The following is a 16,732-nucleotide window of genomic DNA, read 5'->3' as shown; positions in this document are numbered from 1 at the left end:
CTGGTCGAGCACGACTCCCCCCGGAGTGCATGACAGCGTTGTCACGGGAGATTCTTATCGTGGGCGACGGCCCCCGGTCAAGGGGCAGACCGTGCGGGTGCTCCGGGCAGGAGGCGCGCCGCGATCCGGTGCGCCGCCCCCGGACGGGCGTCGCGTCGCGACGGTCACGCGACTACTGTCTGACGGGCGTGGGCTCGAGGGAAGCCCCGAGGGGAGGCACTCGATGACCAGTCCGACACCGACCGTGGACGTCCCCGACGTCACGCTCCCGGAGTTCCTCTTCGGCGACCTCGACGACGTCGCAGCGGCCCGCACGGCCCTCGTCGACGGCGTCACGGGGGCGACCACGACCTACGGCGAGCTCGTCGCGCGCATCGACCGCGTGGCCGGCTCCCTGGCCGCCCGTGGCGTCGGGCGGGGAGACGTCGTCGCCCTGCACTGCCCCAACTCGCCGGCCTTCGTCCTGGCGTTCTTCGGCGCCCTGCGCGCCGGGGCCGTCGTCACGCCCGTCAACAGCCTGGCCGTCGCGAGCGACGTCGAGGGCCAGCTCCGCGACTCCGGGGCCTCCCTGCTCGTGACGGTCGGCGCCCTGCTGCCGCACTCGGGACCGGCGGCCGAGGCCGTGGGCCTCACTGCCGAGGCCGTCGTCGTGCTGGACGGCGCCGACGGGCACCCCGACCTGGCGACGCTGCTCGCCGACGGCCCGCCCGCTCCCGAGGTCGACGTCGACCCCGGCGACGTCGCGGTGCTGCCCTACTCCTCCGGCACGACGGGCCTGCCGAAGGGCGTGCGGCTCAGCCACCGCAACCTCGTGGCGAACGCCGTGCAGAGCCTGGCCGCCCTCGACGTCCACCCCGACGACGTGGTGCCGGCCGTGCTGCCGTTCTTCCACATCTACGGGCTGACGGTGCTCCTGGACGTGGCGCTCCGGGCCCGCGCCGTGCTCGTCACGATGCCCCGCTTCGACCTCGCCGCCTACCTGCGCCTCATCGAGGAGCACCGCGCGACGTACCTCTTCATCGCGCCCCCGGTGGCGCTCGCCCTGGCGAAGCACCCGCTCGTGGGCGAGCACGACCTGTCGAGCGTGCGGGCCGTCCTCAGCGGCGCCGCCCCCCTCGACGCCGACCTGCTGCAGGCCGTCGCGGACCGGCTCGACGCTCGCGCCAGGCAGGGCTACGGCATGACGGAGGCCAGCCCGGTCACCCACGTCGGACCGTTCGACCGCGACGACCTCTCGCTCGGGTCGATCGGTCTGCCCGTGCCGGGCACGGAGATGCGCGTCGTGTCGATCGAGACCGGCGAGGACGTTCCCGTGCCGACCGAGGGCACGAGCGAGCGCGGGGAGCTGTGGGTCCGCGGTCCGCAGGTGATGCTGGGGTACCTGGACCGCGACGACGAGACGCGGGCGACGGTCGACGCCGAGGGCTGGTTGCGCACGGGCGACGTCGTCACCGTCGACCACCTCGGCGCGACCTTCGTCGTCGACAGGCTCAAGGAGCTCATCAAGTACAAGGGCTACCAGGTGGCCCCGGCCGAGCTCGAGGGGCTCCTCCTCGGGCACCCCGGCATCGCCGACGCCGCGGTCGTCCCGGCCCTCGACGACGAGGGGCAGGAGGTCCCCAAGGCCTTCGTCGTGCTCGCCGACGGCTCCGAGCTCGACGAGGCGGCGGTCGTCGACTGGGTCGCCGAGCGCGTGGCGCCGCACAAGAAGGTGCGCGCCGTCGCGTTCGTCGGCTCGGTGCCGCGCTCGGGGACGGGCAAGATCCTGCGCCGTCAGCTGCGGGAGCCGGGGACGGTCTCCCGGTGAGCGCCGACGGCACCGCGCGCGACGGCGGCGAGGCCGTCGACCCCGTCGACCCCCGGTCCGACGACGAGCGCCGCGGCCGGGCACTGGACCGCCTCGGACTGCTCGGGACGGGCGCCGAGGAACGCTTCGACCGCATCACGCGCCTGGCCGGCGAGGAGTTCGGCGTCGACCTGGCGCTCGTGAACCTCGTGGGCGAGGACTCCCTGTACGCGAAGTCGCAGCCGGTGGGCGTCCAGTTCGGCACGACGCCGTTCGGCGTCGCGTTCTGCGAGCACACGGTCCGTGGCTCGGGCCTGCTCGAGATCCCCGACGCCGCCGCCGATCCCCGCTGGTCGCACCTGCCGGCGGTGACCGAGCACGGCATGCGCTTCTACGCGGGCGTGCCCCTGCGGGTCAGCTCCGGCGAGGCCGTGGGCACGCTCTGCCTGTACGGGACCGAGCCGCGCACGCTCGACGACGACGAGCGTGCCCTGCTCGGTCGGTTGGGCCGGTGGGCCCAGGCCGAGCTGCGCAGCGACGACCCCGCGGGCGCGCAGGAGGCGCCGGTCGCGGAGGTCGCGGACGACCCGCCCGCCCCGGTGCCGGCCGACGAGAGCCGTCCGGACGCCCGCGTCTCGACGCTGGCGATCCCGTTCGGCGAGGTCAGCGGGGACGCCAGTGCCTGGACGCGGACGGAGCAGGCCCTCGTGGTCAGCCTCGTCGACGTCATGGGCAAGGGCGAGGCGGCGGGTGCCGTCGCGCGCACCGTCGTGGACGGCCTGCAGGCCCTCGGGCCCGTGGCGCCGGCGCGAGCCCTCCACGAGGTGGAGGCCGCCGTCGGCTCGAGCCTGCGCGACGGCGACACGTTCACCACGGTGTTCCACGCGGTGCTCGACCTCGGGACGGGCGTTCTCGACTACGTCGACGCCGGGCACGGCCTGACGATGCACGTCACCGCCGACGGCCGGGGCACGCGCCTGTACTCGCGCAACCTGCCGCTGGGCCTCATGTCCGACGGCGACGAGTGGGAGGCGGGCCGCCTGCAGGTGGCGCGGGGCGACGTGATCGTGTCGGTCTCGGACGGTGCCCTCGACGCCTACGACTCGACGTTGGACAGCCTCCGGCGGCTCGCCGAGGAGCTGCTCTCCGCGTGCGACGCCGGTGCCTTCTTCGACGCCCTCGCCTCCCGCGTCGCCGAGCAGGCGGTCGACGACGACGTGACCGCCGTCGTCATCGCCCTCGACTGACGCCGGTCCCGGGCGGGGCCGGCCCGCGCCTCCTGCGCGACCGGCCCCGCCTCAGCGCGGGATCACCCGGAACAGCACCTTCCAGCGCACCAGGCACCACAGCGCCGCGATGACGACCGTGTGGATGATGGTCCCCTGCACCCAGTCGAGGCGGTCCAGCCCGGGGACGTTCGCCACGGCGAGCACGAAGAACACGTGCACGATGAACACGTAGAGGCTCGCCTGGCCGAGCGGCACCCACAGCCAGGCGGTCGTCGCCGCGATCGGCTTCCAGAACGCCGTGAGCAGGGCGTAGGTGATGACGACCACGAACGCCACGTCGACGAGGCGGCCCCACTGCAGGTCGATGCGCTGGTAGCCGGACAGGTAGAGCCGCTCGTAGAGGTCGGCGGGGAACGGCACCGGCGCGAAGCCCTGGACGTGGGCCAGCCAGAGGTAGCCCAGGAACGCCGCGTAGCCGACGACGAAGGCGGTGACCAGGACGAGGCCCAGGCGCCCGGTGAGCGCCGCGGTCACCTGGCGTCGGTACCAGCCGAGCACGAGGCCGTGCGTGAACAGCACCTGCCAGACGAACAGGGGGAACACCGCGTCGAACTGGGGCGCGATCGAGGTGGCCCCGGGGAAGGCGTAGTGGGCGGCGTAGAGCCCCCAGCTCACCAGCAGCACGACCCACCAGAGGCGGCGCCGGACGAGCCACATGATGCCGGGGACGGCCAGGCTCAGCACCACGAAGAGGCCCATGATGTTGAACGGCCAGGGGCCCATCTGGAGGGTGAGGAACTGACGGATCGCGTACCAGGGCGGCGGGTAGTCGAGCAGCCGGTCGGCGTTCGGGTAGAGGTCGTAGACCCGGCCCTCCGCGCCCTGGCCGTTCCCGCCCGTGCCCCGATCGGTGAACGTGGTGACGGCGCTCGTGTCGACGAAGGGCAGGAACCCCAGCACGAAGACGAGGAGGACGACCACGAGGGCCACCACGTACTGCTTGCGGGCCCGCGTCCAGGCGGCGACGGCGGCCGACCACTCGGTGCCGCGCCGCAGCGCCAGCGGGTAGACCATGCCGAGCACGATGCCGCTCAGGGCCACGAACATCTCCGCACCCGTGATGGCGCCGACGGCCTTGAGGGCCACGAACGACCAGGGGCTCGTCACCTCGATGTGCGTGACCACGACCATGATGATGATGAAGCCGCGGAAGAGGTCGATGCGCAGGTCGCGACCGGGCTTGCCCTCGTCGGGGTAGCGCCACGAGGGCAGGAGGCGCCCGGCGAGCCCCGCCAGCAGGAACGCCACGGCGAGGGCGACGGCGCAGCCCACGATCCACGCCATCTGCTCGTCGTTGTCGCCGTCGGCACCGTCGCGCACCTGCACGCTGGCGACCTGGCCGTCCTCGGGGGTCACCCGGTCGGTGACCGGGCCCCAGCGGATCGTCCCCTGCGACTCCAGGTCGGCACGGAGCGCGGCGGCGAGCGTCGGGTCGGCCGTGGCGCGCCAGTCGACGACGGCGCCCCCGGCCTCCGCCTCCTCGCGCTCGGACTCGATCCAGGTCACGGCGTCGATGCTCGGGTGCTCGTCGAGGGCGGCGAGCACCTGTCCCCACCAGCCCCGCTTGACGGCCTCCTCGGTGTCCCCGCCGAGGTCCGGGTCGTAGAGGGCGCCCGTGTCGAGCAGGAGGGGCAGGTCGCGGTCGTCCGCGAAGCGCTCCGTGAAGCTGGCGTCCTGGGGAACGACGTAGCCCCAGCTCTCGTCGAGGCGTGAGGCCACCTCGCCCGCCTGCGGGGCGGAGTTCTCGGTGAGGGGCACGTCGGAGCCGGCCGCGGCCTCCTGCTCGCCCTTGCCGAAGAAGAACATCGAGAGGCCGACGCGGTCGACGACGTCGTCGCCGGGCCAGTAGGGGCCGTAGGGGTCGTCGCCCTCGGTGAGGGCGCCGTCGCCGTCGGTGTCGAGGGCCTGGATCGTGTCGACCGTGAGGTCGTCGATGCGCCCGCCCGCCCGGTCGAACGGGTAGCCCGAGCCGTACGACGGCGACCAGACCATCTCGGCGTCGTCGACGGTGGCGTGCACGGCGTCGGCGACGACGCGGAACGACTCGGTGAAGCGGATCGGCTGCTGCCCCCAGGAGGCCCACGACCCGTTCATCTCGGGGGCGAAGCGGAGCAGGTGGCGCGTCGCGAAGTCCTCGTGCAGGCCCTGCACGAAGGCGCCGAGGTCGTCGGCGTCCTCGGCGGTCAGGTCGCCGAGGGGGACCTGCGGCTCGAGGCTCACCACGAGCACGGCGCCCTGCTCGGCGCTGCTGCTCGCGGCGTTCGTCCACTGCTGCCGGCCCTGCTCGTCGAGCGGGTAGGCGATGCGGATCGCGTACAGCGAGGGGGTCTCGCCGAGGCGGTCCTCGTAGCCGGCGGGGCCGTCCGAGCCCCAGTCGAGCTCGGGGCCGAAGAGGACGTGGTCGTCGGACGTCGCCGAGGGCGCGGCCGGTGCCGAGGGCGCGGCCGTCGCCGAGGGCGCGGCGGTCGCCGGGGCCGCCGGGCCCGCGACGGCCGGGGCGCCGACGCCGACGAGCGCTCCGAGGGCCACCGCCGCCGTCACCGTCGCCCGGCGCAGGCGACGGCTCAGCTGCGTCCGCACTCCAGCTCCCACACGTTCTTGCCGTCGACCACGCTGTGCTCCAGGCGGTCCAGGGCGGCGAGGGCCAGGGCCAGGCCGCGGCCGTCCTCGTCCTCGACGGAGGCCATCGACACGCTGCCGAGGTCGACCTGGGCGGGCAGGCCGTTGTCCTCGAAGCGGGCCAGCAAGGTGCGGTCGTCGGCCGTGAGGGTCAGGTGGAACCGCCGACCCGGTGCGCCGTCGACGCGGCGCGTGTGCTCCACGACGTTGCCGGCGATCTCGACGACCGCGGTCTCGAAGCCGAAGCGGGTGCGCACCGGCACCTCGCCGACCTCCGTCCACCACTCCTCGAGCAGCTCGTGCACCGCGTCGAGGCTCTCCGGTCGCACGTCGGCCTCGAGCTCGCGGCGGGCCGTCTCAGCCATGCAGGGCCTCGTCGACCGTCGTGCGGGGGCGCAGCACGCGGTCGAGGTTGGTGAGGCCCAGGACCATGGTCACCTGCTCGGTCGGGGCGGCGAGGCGGAGGTCGCCGCCGGCCTGTCGGGCCGTCTTGAGGCACGCGACGAGGGCGCCGAGGCCCGAGGAGTCGACGAACGTCGTGCCGGACATGTCGACGACGACCACGCCGCCGTCACGCTCGACGACCTCCGTCACGGTCTCGCGGAAGGCGCGCGCGGAGACCATCGTGAGACGGCCCCTCGGCGCGACGACGGTGCCACCGTCCTCCTGTCGGACGTCGAGCTCGATCATGCGGGTTCCTCTCTTCGCTCCGGGGGCCCGGAGTACGACACGGCACGGACGACGATGCTGAAGACCGCCAGGTCGAACAGGACCCAGGCGATGTTGACGAGCGGGGCGACGCCCTCGGCCTGACCGGCCGCGTAGCGGATGCCGACCACGACGAGCGAGAGCACGAGCGCGGCCATGACGACCAGCTGCGGGCGGACGAGGTCCCAGCGGCGCGTGTGCTCGGCGGTTCGGGTCTTGGGCGTCACGGCGAAGCCGAGGGCGCGCCCCCGGTAGACGTTCTGGAACGCGGTGGTCACCGAGCGGATCCACACCGGGAAGAGCGCGAGCGAGTACTGCTGGCCCCGCCAGGTCGGGCGCCCGGCGGCGACCACCAGGAAGAGCAGCTGGTTGAGCACCAGGAACGGCACGAGCCGGGCGAAGAAGTCCACGCTGAAGGCCTCGACGGGCAGCACGCCGAAGCTCAGGTACAGCACCGGCGCGGCCACGTAGACGACGGCCGCGAAGCCCGACAGGTAGCTCCACATCGTCGAGAAGTACATGAGCCGCTGGCCCCAGCTCAGCCCGCGCTGCAGCAGCGGGTTCTCGCGGAAGAGCACCTGCATGGTGCCCTGGGCCCACCGGAGGCGCTGGGTCAGCATGGTGGGGAGGTCCTCCGGCGCGAGGCCCACCGCGAGCACCTCGTCGTGGTACACCGATCGCCAGCCGAGGCCGTGCAGGCGCATCGACGTCGCCATGTCCTCGGTCACCGAGATCGTCGCCAGGGGCATGATCGCCTGCGCCTCGTCCTCACGGCCGACGTCGAAGGCGCCGACCAGCAGGCTCACCGACTCGATGGCGGCCAGCGGGGACCAGTCGGCGCGACCGAGCGCCGCGAAGGCGTCCTCGTCGGCCGCGGCCAGCGCCTCCGGCTCGCCCGTCATGGCGGCGAGCTCGGCGAGGTCCGCGCGCATCGCCGCGACGTCCTCGTCGCTGAGGGCCTGCCGGACCGCGTCGATGCGGCGCTGGAAGGCGTAGGTCACGTCCGCGAGGGCCTCGCCCTCGGCGACGTCGCGGCGCAGGTCGTCGAGCGCCGCCGAGACCTCCTCGAGGGCCCGGACGGCCCTCGGCTCGTCGGCGTGGGCGACGAGGGCCCGGTCGAGGATCTTGCGCGAGGACCGCACGGCCCGGTGGACGGCGATCGTCACCTCGCTGACGTAGCGGGAGACCCCGAGCTGCATGAGGGCCTCGCGACGCAGGATCGCGTTCGACCCGCAGAAGAAGGCCGCGTTCCAGCCGTCCTTCGACTGCTGGATCGGACCGTAGAACAGGGGGGCCTGGCTGCCCAGGGGATCGTCCTCCGGGGTGTTCTTGAACCACTGGGGCGTCTGGACGAGGGCCACGCGCTCGTCGCGGAACCAGCCGAGGGTGCGCTCGAGGATCTCGGGGCGCGGCACCTGGTCGGCGTCGAGGATCAGGAGGAACTCGCCCTCGGTCACCATGAGCGCGTTGTTGAGGTTGCCGGCCTTGGCGTGCCGGGGCACGGCCGAGGTCCACGCCGCGGAGCGCACCACGACCCCGATGCCCTCGGCCTCGGCGAGGGCGCGCAGCTCGGGCCGGTCGCCGTCGTCGAGGATCCAGGTGCGGTGCGGCGTCCGGATGCGCTGGGCCGCGCGCGCGGTCCGCATCACGAGGTCGAGGGGCTCGTCGTAGGTCGTGACGAGCACGTCCACCGTGGCCTCGGGGTCGGCGGGCGGGGCGGTCCCGCGCTCGCGGAGCCGCCAGGCGCCGAGGCCGAAGAGCAGGGAGTCGACGAGGCTGAAGGTCTCCGCCAGCACGAGCGGCACGGCGATCCACCAGGAGTCCCAGTTCACCGAGGCCAGCCAGCGCCAGACGATGTAGTTCAGGCCGAGCAGGGCGGTGAGCAGGACGATGAGCCGGACGAGCGCCTGACGCCACCACGAGGTCACGGGGGCCGGCGCGCGGTGGGCGTGGACCCTCCTGCGCGGCGGGACCACGGGGCTCGTCGCCCGGCGCCGTCCGTGCGCCGAGCGGGCGACGCTGCCTCGCGTGGTCATCCGTCCGGTCCCCCTCGGGTGCCGCACCCCGGGAGGGCCGGTCGGCCGGTCGGGCGCTGTCCCGACCACGCTAATACGACGATCGTCGCCGGGAGCGCCGCCGCGGGTCACCTCTGCGGGGGACAGGCGTGTCCCCCGGTGGCCGGGACGGGCCTCCTGCGCACGGGCCCACTGCGCACGGAGCGCGCCGACCTCAGCGCGCACGGACCAGCGCGAGGGCGAGCGCCTCGGACCAGGTCCCCGCCTCGGGCCCGCCGCCGCAGGTCCCGTCGCTCTCGCCCGGCCGCTTGATCCAGAGGAGGGCGTCGAGCCCCGAGCCGTCCTGCACGGCACGGGGTGCCTCGCCGAGCGCCGCCCCGGCGGGGTTGCACCAGGTGCCCTGCCAGCCGCGGCCGTTGCGCGAGACGTCGACGACGTAGTGCGGCGTGCCGCCGAGCCGGGCACGGAGCCGCTCGGCCCAGGCGCGCTCGCGGCCCGTGTCCTGGTAGTTGGACACGTTCGTCGAGAACCCGCGGGCACGGTCCACGCCGGCGTCGCGGAGGCGCCCGGCCATGACGTCGACGGGCACCCAGTCGGACGTGCCCGCGTCGAGGTAGGCGGCGAGCCCGGCGTCGGCGAGGGCGCCCACGGCGTGGCGCAGGAGGCCCGAGCGGTCGCCCTGCCCGGCGCACGCCCCCAGCAGGGCCAGGGCGTCCGGCTCGACGACGACCGCGGCGCCGCTGCCGCGCAGGGTGCCGGCGACGAGCGAGGACCACTGCCGGTAGCGCGCGTCGGAGAACCCGCCGGCCGAGTGCAGTCCGCAGTCCCGGGCGGGGATCGCGTACAGCACGAACACGGGCACCCGTCGCTGCGCCTGCGCGGAGGCGACCTCGGCGCGCAGCACCCGGACGAGCGTCGCGTCGTCGTACCAGTCGCCGAGCCACACGGCCGTCGGTCGGCTCGCGATGGCGTCGAGCTCGTCGGCGACGGCACGACGGCCGGAGGCACGGGCCGCGTCGCGCGCCTCGGCCGCGGCCGTCCAGGTGGGCACGGCCGGGCCGGCGGCGAGGGGGTTCGGGTCCGGACGCGGCACGGGGCTCCTCGGCGGAGTGACGGGCGGAGCGGGGGAGGGGGTCCGCCGGGCGGCGGGCGGCACGGTGACCGTGCGGCAGCCGACCCGGCGGTCGTCGCCGGGACCGACGTCCACGCCGACCAGGCAGACCGACCGCTGGCCCGCCGCGACCCCGGTCACGGTGGCCACGACGCCGTGCCGTGCACCGTGGCCGGGGCGGGCCCGGGCGACGTCGCGGCGCACGCGGTCGGCCGTCACGGTCGTCGCCGCCACGCCGTCGACGAGCACGCGGACCCGGATCGGCGCCGTCGTGTCGGGGTCGAGGGCCCAGCCGCGCACCGCCACGGACCCGACGCCCGACGCGGAGGTGGCGCCCGTCGCGGAGGCGGCGTCCAGCGCGCCGACGGGCGAGCGGTCGGCGGCGGTCGCCGGCGGCGCTCCGGCACCCACGAGGGCGGCGAGGGCGAGCGCGGCGGCCGTGCGCGCGACGAGGTCGCGACGGAGGGCGGGCAGGCGGAGCGGCACGGCGCAGGGTGTCCCTTCGGGGCGGGTGGGGTACGCGGCCCGTCGAGGGCCTCGGCCCGGGGTCGCTCCGACAGCGTAGGGAGCCCGGGGCCGCACGGCTCGGCCCAGAACGGGGGCGGTCGCGCTCAGGCGACCTGGTGCACCGCGTAGCTCGCGACGAAGCCCAGCACGACGACGAAGCCCGTCGCGGTCTGCGTCGTGCGGAACGCCTCGGGGATCATCGTGTCGCAGATCATCGCGAGGATCGCCCCGGCCGCGAAGGCCATGACGAAGGACTGGCCGGCGGCGGGCACGCCGCCCAGCAGGGCGTAACCGCCCAGGGCGGAGAGGGCGCAGACGACGGCGATGCCGGACCACAGGCCGAAGACGTAGCGTGCGCCCCGCCCCGACGACTTGAGGTCGGCGGTGCTCGACATGCCCTCCGGCAGGTTCGAGATGACGACGGCGACCAGCACGGCGACGCTCAGCGAGCCGCCCCCGGTGAGGCTGACGCCCTGCACGGCCGTCTCGGGCACGCCGTCGAGCAGGGCGCCCAGGGCGATGCCGAGCCCGGTGCCGCCTCCTGCGCCCCCGTGCCGGTGCTGCTTGCGGCGGAACCCGCCGTGCTCGAGCAGCTGGTCGGCCACCACGTAGACCACGGCGCCGGCCAGGAACCCGACGACCGTCGGCACGAAGCCGCCCTCGGCCGTCGCCTCGTCGACGAGGTCGAAGGCGAGCGCCGAGATGAGCACGCCGGCGCCGAAGGCCATCACGAGCGCGACGGTCGTGCGGGGAACCGACACGAACCAGGCGACGAGCGCGCCCACGACGAGGGCGAGACCGGACAGGAGGCCGGCCAGGCCGGCGAGGACGAGCGGGGTCACTCGTCAGGTGTACTCGCCGCGGGTGGGGCGGGGTACGCGGCACGGGGCTCGGGCGGGGGCCTCGGTGGCGGCGGCCCGCCCGGGGCGCCGGATCGCGCGCGGCGTCAGCCCGCCCGGGGCGCCGGGGCGCTCGCGGCGTCAGCCCGCGGAGGCGTGGGGCTCGTCGTCGACCGCCGGCAGGAGGCGCACCGGGTCGGCCCGGCGGGTCCCGGTGATCCCGAAGAGGGCCTCGAGGCCGTCGCGGAACTCCTCGCCGCGGCCCTCCCTGGCCAGCTCGCGCGCCCGGACGGACGGCGTGTGCAGCAGCACACCGGCGAGGTGGCGCAGGGCGGCCTCGGTGCGCTCGGACGAGTCGCCGCGGGAGCGCGCCCGCTCGATCTCGGCGTCGAGCAGGTCGAAGACGTGCCGGCGGAGGGCGACGACGGCGGGCGTGAGCGACTGCTCGCTCACGGTCGCCTGGAACTCGGCCGCCGCGCTGCTGACGAGCGCGCGGGCGTCGTCGGCGGCGGTGAGCTCGGTGAGCGGGGCGTGCAGGCTGATCGTCTCGAGGTCGAGCAGCTCGACCCCGTCGACCTCGGCCACGAGCGGGTCGACGTTGCGGGGCAGCCCGAGGTCGATGACGAGGCGGCGTCGCGCGTCGACGACGTCGGGCGTGACGACGGCCTCGGTCGTCGAGGTGCAGGTGATGAGCACGTCGGACCAGGCGATCGCCTCGGCCAGGTCGTCGTGCGCCGCGAGGTCGTGCTTGAGGCCGAACCAGGGCGCACGACCGGAGCGCGACCAGACGCCGAGGTCGGTGGCGCCGCGGTCACGGAGGGCGGCCACGGTCGTGGCGGCGTACTGGCCGGTGCCCACGATGAGCACCTTGGCCTGCGCCCAGTCGGTGACGCGCGAGCTGGCCAGCTCGAGCGCGAGGCGCACGAGGGAGCGGCCCGCGCCACCGACGTTGGTGCGGTTCTTCACGCCGCGCGACGTGTGCGAGGCCTTCTGGAAGAGCCGTTCGAGGTCGGACGAGGTGGTGCCGCGGGTGCGGGCCTGCTCGAGGGAGCGGCGCACCTGGCCCGAGATCTCGTCCTCGCCGACGACGACCGACTCGAGCCCGGCGCTCACGGCGAAGAGGTGCTCGACGACCTCGTCGCCGGTGATGACGCGGACGCTGGAGCGCAGGGCGTCGGGGTCGACGCCGCTGGCGTCGCTCATGGTCTCGATGGTCGCCTCGACCGCCACCGCGCTGGCGGCGGTGAGGGGCTCGTCGACGTCGAGGTAGGCCTCGAAGCGGTTGCAGGTGGCGAGCACGACGGCCCCGCTCACGAAGTCGCTGCCATCGACCAGGGTGCTCGCCGCCGAGGGTGCGCCGATGCTCAACTTCTCGAGGAGGTCGAAGCTGGCGTTCTGGTGGGACGCCGTGAGGCAGATGAGCACCGAGACAGGGTAACGCCCCTCCGTGGGGGTCTGCTGGGGAATGCACGACGGCTGTCGAGCCTTGTCCCCCGGGTCGCCACGAGCGACGGACCGGCCGCCACGAGCGGCCGCCGCGATGAGGAAGAAGGACAGCATGACCGTTCAGCAGAGCACCCCGCAGCAGGGCACCCCGCAGCAGAGCACCCAGTGGCACCTCGTCGCCCGCCCGACCGGCGAGCCGACGACCGACGACGTGAGGGAGGTCGTGGTCGACCTCCCCGAGCTGGCCGAGGGCGAGGTCCGCGTCGAGAACGCGTTCCTCTCGGTCGACCCCTACATGCGCGGGCGCATGAACGACGTGCCGTCGTACGTGCCGCCGTTCCGGCTCGGCGAGGCGATGACCGGAGGCGCGATCGGCACCGTCGTCGGGTCGCGCAGCGAGGACCTCGCCGTGGGCACCGTCGTGCAGCACGACCTGGGCTGGCGCGACGTCGCGCAGGGCCCGGCCGGTGCCTTCCGGACCGTGCAGCCCGCCCCGGGCGTGGAGCTGTCGGCCTACCTCGGCGCGCTGGGCCTCACGGGCCTCACCGCGTACGTCGGCCTCACCGAGATCGCGCGCATCCGCGAGGGCGACGTCGTCTTCGTGTCGGGCGCCGCGGGCGCCGTGGGCACGATGGTCGGCCAGATCGCCCGCCTCAAGGGCGCGTCGCGCGTCGTCGGCAGCGCGGGCAGCGCCGAGAAGGTCGAGCTGCTCACCTCGAAGTACGGCTTCGACGCGGCCTTCGACTACAAGCAGGGCGACGTGGCCGGCCAGCTCGCGGCCGCGGCGCCCGAGGGCATCGACGTCTACTTCGACAACGTCGGCGGGGAGCACCTGTCGGCGGCCCTCGGCGCGTTCCGCGACGGCGGTCGTGCCGCGCTCTGCGGTGCCATCGCGGGCTACAACGCCACGGGCGAGCCCGTCGGCGTGACCGGCACGACGAACATCGTCACGCGCGGGCTGATGCTGCAGGGCTTCACGCTCGGCAACTACGCGCACCTGGCCCCGGCGTTCCGCGAGGAGCTCGGCCCCTGGCTCGCCGCCGGCGACCTCGTCTGGGACGAGACCGTCACCGAGGGCATCGACAGCGCCTTCGACGCCTTCACGGGCATGATGCGCGGCCGCAACGTCGGCAAGATGGTCGTCCGCGTCTGAGCTGACCGGCACCCGTCGCCCAGCGAGCGGGTGCGAGGATGGAGCGGTGGACCTGCCCGACTCGCACCCCCTCGCCACCGGCGCCACCGCCTCGTCCCGCCTGGTGCGGGCCCTGCGCGGCGACCGCCCCGAGACCCTGCCGGTCTGGTTCATGCGCCAGGCCGGCCGCTCCCTGCCCGAGTACCGCGAGCTGCGGGTGGGCACGGCGATGCTCGACGCCTGCCTCACGCCCGAGCTGTCGAGCGAGATCACGCTCCAGCCGGTGCGCCGACACGGCGTCGACGCGGGCATCTTCTTCAGCGACATCGTGGTGCCGATCAAGCTCGCGGGCGTCGCGGTCGACATCGTGCCCGGTCGCGGCCCGGTGCTCGAGCAGCCGATCCGCACGGCGGCCGACGTCGCGGCGCTCCGCCCGCTCGAGCAGGAGGCCCTGGCCCCGATCGCGGAGGGCGTCGCCCGCACCGTGGCCGAGCTGGGCACGACGCCGCTGATCGGCTTCGCCGGTGCGCCGTTCACGCTGGCCGCGTACCTCGTCGAGGGCGGCCCCTCGAAGGACCACCTGCGCGCCCGCGCCCTGATGCATTCCGATCCCGGGACGTGGGCCGCGCTCATGGCCTGGGCGGCCGACGTGACGGGGGCGTTCCTCCGGGCGCAGGTGCTGGCCGGCACGAGCGCCGCGCAGCTGTTCGACTCCTGGGTGGGCTCGCTGTCCCTCGCCGACTACGAGGCGCACGTGGCCCCCTGGTCCGCGCGCGCGCTGTCGCACGTGACCGACCTCGACGTGCCGCGCATCCACTTCGGCGTGGGCAGCGGCGAGGTCCTCGCGGCCATGCACCGGGTGGGCGTCGACGCGGTCGGCGTCGACTGGCGCGTGCCCCTCGACGAGGCCTCGCGCCGGCTCGGCGGCGGCGTGCCCGTGCAGGGCAACGTCGACCCCGCGATGCTGCAGGCGCCGTGGGAGGTGCTCGAGGCGCACGTGCGCGACGTCGTCGAGCGTGGTCGCGCCGCACCGGCGCACGTGCTCAACCTCGGTCACGGCGTGCCGCCCGAGACCGACCCCGACGTGCTCACGCGGCTCGTCGAGCTCGCCCACTCGCTCTGATCCGTCGCCCGTGAGCACCTCCTCGCACCCCGCCGGGCCCGACGTCGTCGTGGTCGGCGGCGGCGTGGGCTCGCTCGTGGCCGCCCGCGAGCTCGCGCTGGCGGGTCGCAGCGTCGTGCTGCTCGAGGCGGGGGACCGCCTCGGCGGCGAGGTGATGCGCCTCGAGGTCGCCGGGCTCGTGCTCGACGGCGGCGCCGAGAGCTTCGCGACGAGGGCGGGCACGGTCGCCGCGCTGCTGGGCGAGCTGGGGCTGGCCGACGACGTCGTCGCCCCCGAGCCCCTGGGCGCCTGGGTGCAGGAGGCCGACGGGGCGGCGTTCCCGCTGCCGTCCACGGGCCTCCTGGGCATCCCCGGGCGGCTCGACGACCCGGGCGTCGTCGCCGTGCTCGGGGCGGAGGGCGCCGAGCGCGCCCGGCGCGACCTCGAGCTCGACCCCGCGGTCGGTGCCGACGCGCGCAGCCTCGGTGGCCTCGTGCGCGCCCGGCTCGGCGACGCCGTCGTCGACCGGCTCGTCGGGCCGGTCGTCACGGGGGTCCACTCGGTGCACCCCGACGAGCTCGACCTCGACGTCGTCGCGCCGGGCGTGCGCGCGGCGCTGCGGCGCGAGGGCTCGCTGTCGGGCGCGGTCTCGGCCCTGCGGGCGCTCGCCCCCGCGGGGACCGCCGTGCAGGGGCTGCGCGGCGGCAACTGGCGCCTCGTCGCGGCGCTGGCCGCCGACCTCGACCGGCTCGGCGTCGACGTGCGGACGGGCAGCCCCGTCGAGTCCCTCGACGCGGACGGGGTCGTCGTCGCGGGGGAGCGGACCGACGCGGGGCGGGTCGTCCTGGGCGTGGGGGCACGCGCGGCGCACGGCGTCCTCGGCCACCCGGTGCCGGCCTCCGGCCTCATCACCCTCGCCACGATCGTCGTCGACGAGCCCCGCCTCGACGCCGCGCCCCGGGGCACGGGCGTGCTCGTCGCGCCCGGCACGCCGGGCGTGCGCGCGAAGGCGCTCACGCACGGCACCGCGAAGTGGGCGTGGCTGGCCGAGGCCGCCGCCGGCCGCCACGTGCTGCGCCTCAGCTACGACTCGCCCGCCGTCGACGCGGCCACGCCCGACGACGAGCTGCGCGCCGCGGCGCTCGCCGACGCCGGCACGCTGCTCGGCGTGCCGCTCGACGGCCGCCGCGTCGAGGGCACCGCTCGCGTCACCTGGGACGCCCCGCTGCGCGGCCAGGAGGCCCGGGTCACCGCCCCCGAGGGCGTCGCCCGCGTGGGCGGTGCCGTCGCGGGCCGCGGGCTCGCCGCCGTCGTCGCGCAGGCCCGCGCCACCGCCTCCGGCCTGCTCGCCGAGGCCTGATCGGAACACCGGCCCCGCTCCGGGCTACATTGGGACGGACGCGCGCCGGACGACCGTCGCGGACCACCACGAACGGGAGCCACCGCCATGCGAGGCAAATTGATCTTCGTCGCCGGAGCAGCCGCCGGATTCGTCCTGGGCGCCCGGGCCGGCCACGAGCGCTACGAGCAGATCACCGAGCGCAGCTCGAAGGTCTGGCACTCGCGTGCGGTGCAGCGTCAGGTCGTCAAGGCCGAGGACTTCGCCGGCGAGAAGGTCGCCGACCTGGTCGACGCGGTCATCCGCGGCATCGGCGGGCTCTTCCGCCTGGTGTTCCGCGGCGGCAAGCGATGACCGGGGCCTCCGGCTCGACCCGCAGCTCGCGGGTGCGCAGCGACGGGCGGCCCCGTTCGCTGTTCGCGCTCGTGCAGGACGTCCCCTCGCTCGTCACCGACCTCGTCAAGGGCGAGATCGCGATGCTCAAGCTCGAGCTCGTGCGCACGCTCAAGGCGCTCGGCGTGGGCGCCGGGTTCTTCGTCGGCGCGATCGTCCTGATCTTCGGCATGCTCGGCGTGCTGCTCACGGCTGCCGTGCTGGCGCTGGCGATCGTGCTGCCCGGCTGGGCCGCCGCGCTGATCGTCGCGGGCGTCCTGCTGCTGCTGGCGCTGCTCCTGGCGTTCCTCGGCTACCGCCACATCAAGGCCAAGGGCCTGCCGCTGCTGCCCGAGCGCACGCTCGCCGGCCTGCAGCGCGACCTGCGCGCCGTCAAGGGCGTGGGCAGCATCCCCGCGTCCGACCTCGACCTCGACCGCCGCTGAGCGCGGCGACCCGCTGAACGG

Annotated in this window: 14 protein-coding genes; 7 read left to right on the top strand and 7 right to left on the bottom strand. The window is 75.1% G+C overall.

Annotated features, from left to right (window positions below; all coding sequences use genetic code 11):
- Nucleotides 1–223 precede the first annotated feature (223 nt).
- Together ACYVHQ_RS06235 and ACYVHQ_RS06230 are read left to right on the top strand one after the other, a co-directional pair.
- Nucleotides 224–1,807 carry an AMP-binding protein gene (locus ACYVHQ_RS06235; protein ID WP_460511323.1) on the top strand — a complete coding sequence of 528 codons (1,584 nt, stop codon included), beginning with the start codon at nucleotides 224–226 and terminating at the stop codon, nucleotides 1,805–1,807.
- Nucleotides 1,804–3,033, top strand: a complete 1,230-nt coding sequence (locus tag ACYVHQ_RS06230) for a SpoIIE family protein phosphatase (protein WP_460511322.1) — start codon at nucleotides 1,804–1,806, stop codon at nucleotides 3,031–3,033. The genes ACYVHQ_RS06235 and ACYVHQ_RS06230 overlap by 4 nt, the downstream gene beginning before the upstream one ends.
- Before the next feature lie 51 nt (nucleotides 3,034–3,084).
- Here the strand turns inward: ACYVHQ_RS06230 and ACYVHQ_RS06225 are convergent, their stop codons facing one another.
- From ACYVHQ_RS06225 to ACYVHQ_RS06195, 7 genes are all read right to left on the bottom strand, one after another.
- Nucleotides 3,085–5,655, bottom strand: a complete 2,571-nt coding sequence (locus tag ACYVHQ_RS06225) for an OpgC family protein (protein ID WP_460511321.1) — start codon at nucleotides 5,653–5,655, stop codon at nucleotides 3,085–3,087.
- Nucleotides 5,640–6,059: an ATP-binding protein gene (locus ACYVHQ_RS06220; RefSeq protein WP_460511320.1), complete on the bottom strand. Its 420-nt coding sequence runs from the start codon at nucleotides 6,057–6,059 to the stop codon at nucleotides 5,640–5,642. The genes ACYVHQ_RS06225 and ACYVHQ_RS06220 overlap by 16 nt, the downstream gene beginning before the upstream one ends.
- Nucleotides 6,052–6,384, bottom strand: coding sequence for an STAS domain-containing protein (locus ACYVHQ_RS06215; protein ID WP_460511319.1), 333 nt, complete (start codon nucleotides 6,382–6,384; stop codon nucleotides 6,052–6,054). Before ACYVHQ_RS06215 ends, ACYVHQ_RS06220 begins: the two co-directional genes overlap by 8 nt.
- The gene (locus ACYVHQ_RS06210; protein WP_460511866.1) at nucleotides 6,381–8,330 is read right to left on the bottom strand and encodes a glycosyltransferase family 2 protein; all 1,950 of its coding nucleotides are present in this window, start codon (nucleotides 8,328–8,330) and stop codon (nucleotides 6,381–6,383) included. The genes ACYVHQ_RS06215 and ACYVHQ_RS06210 overlap by 4 nt, the downstream gene beginning before the upstream one ends.
- 301 nt (nucleotides 8,331–8,631) lie before the next feature.
- Nucleotides 8,632–10,014 carry a glycoside hydrolase family 6 protein gene (locus tag ACYVHQ_RS06205; protein ID WP_460511318.1) on the bottom strand — a complete coding sequence of 461 codons (1,383 nt, stop codon included), beginning with the start codon at nucleotides 10,012–10,014 and terminating at the stop codon, nucleotides 8,632–8,634.
- Nucleotides 10,015–10,139: 125 nt separating this feature from the next.
- The gene (locus ACYVHQ_RS06200; RefSeq protein ID WP_460511317.1) at nucleotides 10,140–10,877 is read right to left on the bottom strand and encodes a ZIP family metal transporter; all 738 of its coding nucleotides are present in this window, start codon (nucleotides 10,875–10,877) and stop codon (nucleotides 10,140–10,142) included.
- Nucleotides 10,878–11,015: 138 nt separating this feature from the next.
- Complete coding sequence (locus tag ACYVHQ_RS06195) at nucleotides 11,016–12,299, bottom strand: glutamyl-tRNA reductase (protein WP_460511316.1); 1,284 nt, start codon at nucleotides 12,297–12,299, stop codon at nucleotides 11,016–11,018.
- Between the two features lie 133 nt (nucleotides 12,300–12,432).
- On the opposite strand from ACYVHQ_RS06195, the gene ACYVHQ_RS06190 reads away from it, so the two are divergent.
- The 5 genes from ACYVHQ_RS06190 (at nucleotide 12,433) to ACYVHQ_RS06170 (ending at nucleotide 16,711) form a co-directional block, all read left to right on the top strand.
- Nucleotides 12,433–13,473, top strand: a complete 1,041-nt coding sequence (locus tag ACYVHQ_RS06190) for an NADP-dependent oxidoreductase (RefSeq protein ID WP_460511315.1) — start codon at nucleotides 12,433–12,435, stop codon at nucleotides 13,471–13,473.
- A 46-nt stretch (nucleotides 13,474–13,519) separates the two neighbouring features.
- Nucleotides 13,520–14,575 carry a uroporphyrinogen decarboxylase gene (gene hemE, locus ACYVHQ_RS06185; RefSeq protein ID WP_460511314.1) on the top strand — a complete coding sequence of 352 codons (1,056 nt, stop codon included), beginning with the start codon at nucleotides 13,520–13,522 and terminating at the stop codon, nucleotides 14,573–14,575.
- Nucleotides 14,576–14,585: 10 nt separating this feature from the next.
- Complete coding sequence (locus ACYVHQ_RS06180) at nucleotides 14,586–15,914, top strand: protoporphyrinogen/coproporphyrinogen oxidase (protein ID WP_460511313.1); 1,329 nt, start codon at nucleotides 14,586–14,588, stop codon at nucleotides 15,912–15,914.
- An 87-nt stretch (nucleotides 15,915–16,001) separates the two neighbouring features.
- Complete coding sequence (locus tag ACYVHQ_RS06175; RefSeq protein ID WP_460511312.1) at nucleotides 16,002–16,247, top strand: hypothetical protein; 246 nt, start codon at nucleotides 16,002–16,004, stop codon at nucleotides 16,245–16,247.
- A complete protein-coding gene (locus ACYVHQ_RS06170) occupies nucleotides 16,244–16,711 on the top strand; it encodes a phage holin family protein (RefSeq protein WP_460511311.1) in 468 nt (155 codons plus the stop codon). The genes ACYVHQ_RS06175 and ACYVHQ_RS06170 overlap by 4 nt, the downstream gene beginning before the upstream one ends.
- The last annotated feature ends 21 nt before the right edge of the window (nucleotides 16,712–16,732 follow it).

The organism is Frigoribacterium salinisoli (genome assembly GCF_054781095.1).
The sequence above is the reverse complement of the archived record's forward strand: the minus strand, read 5'-3'. Positions and strand labels throughout refer to the sequence as shown.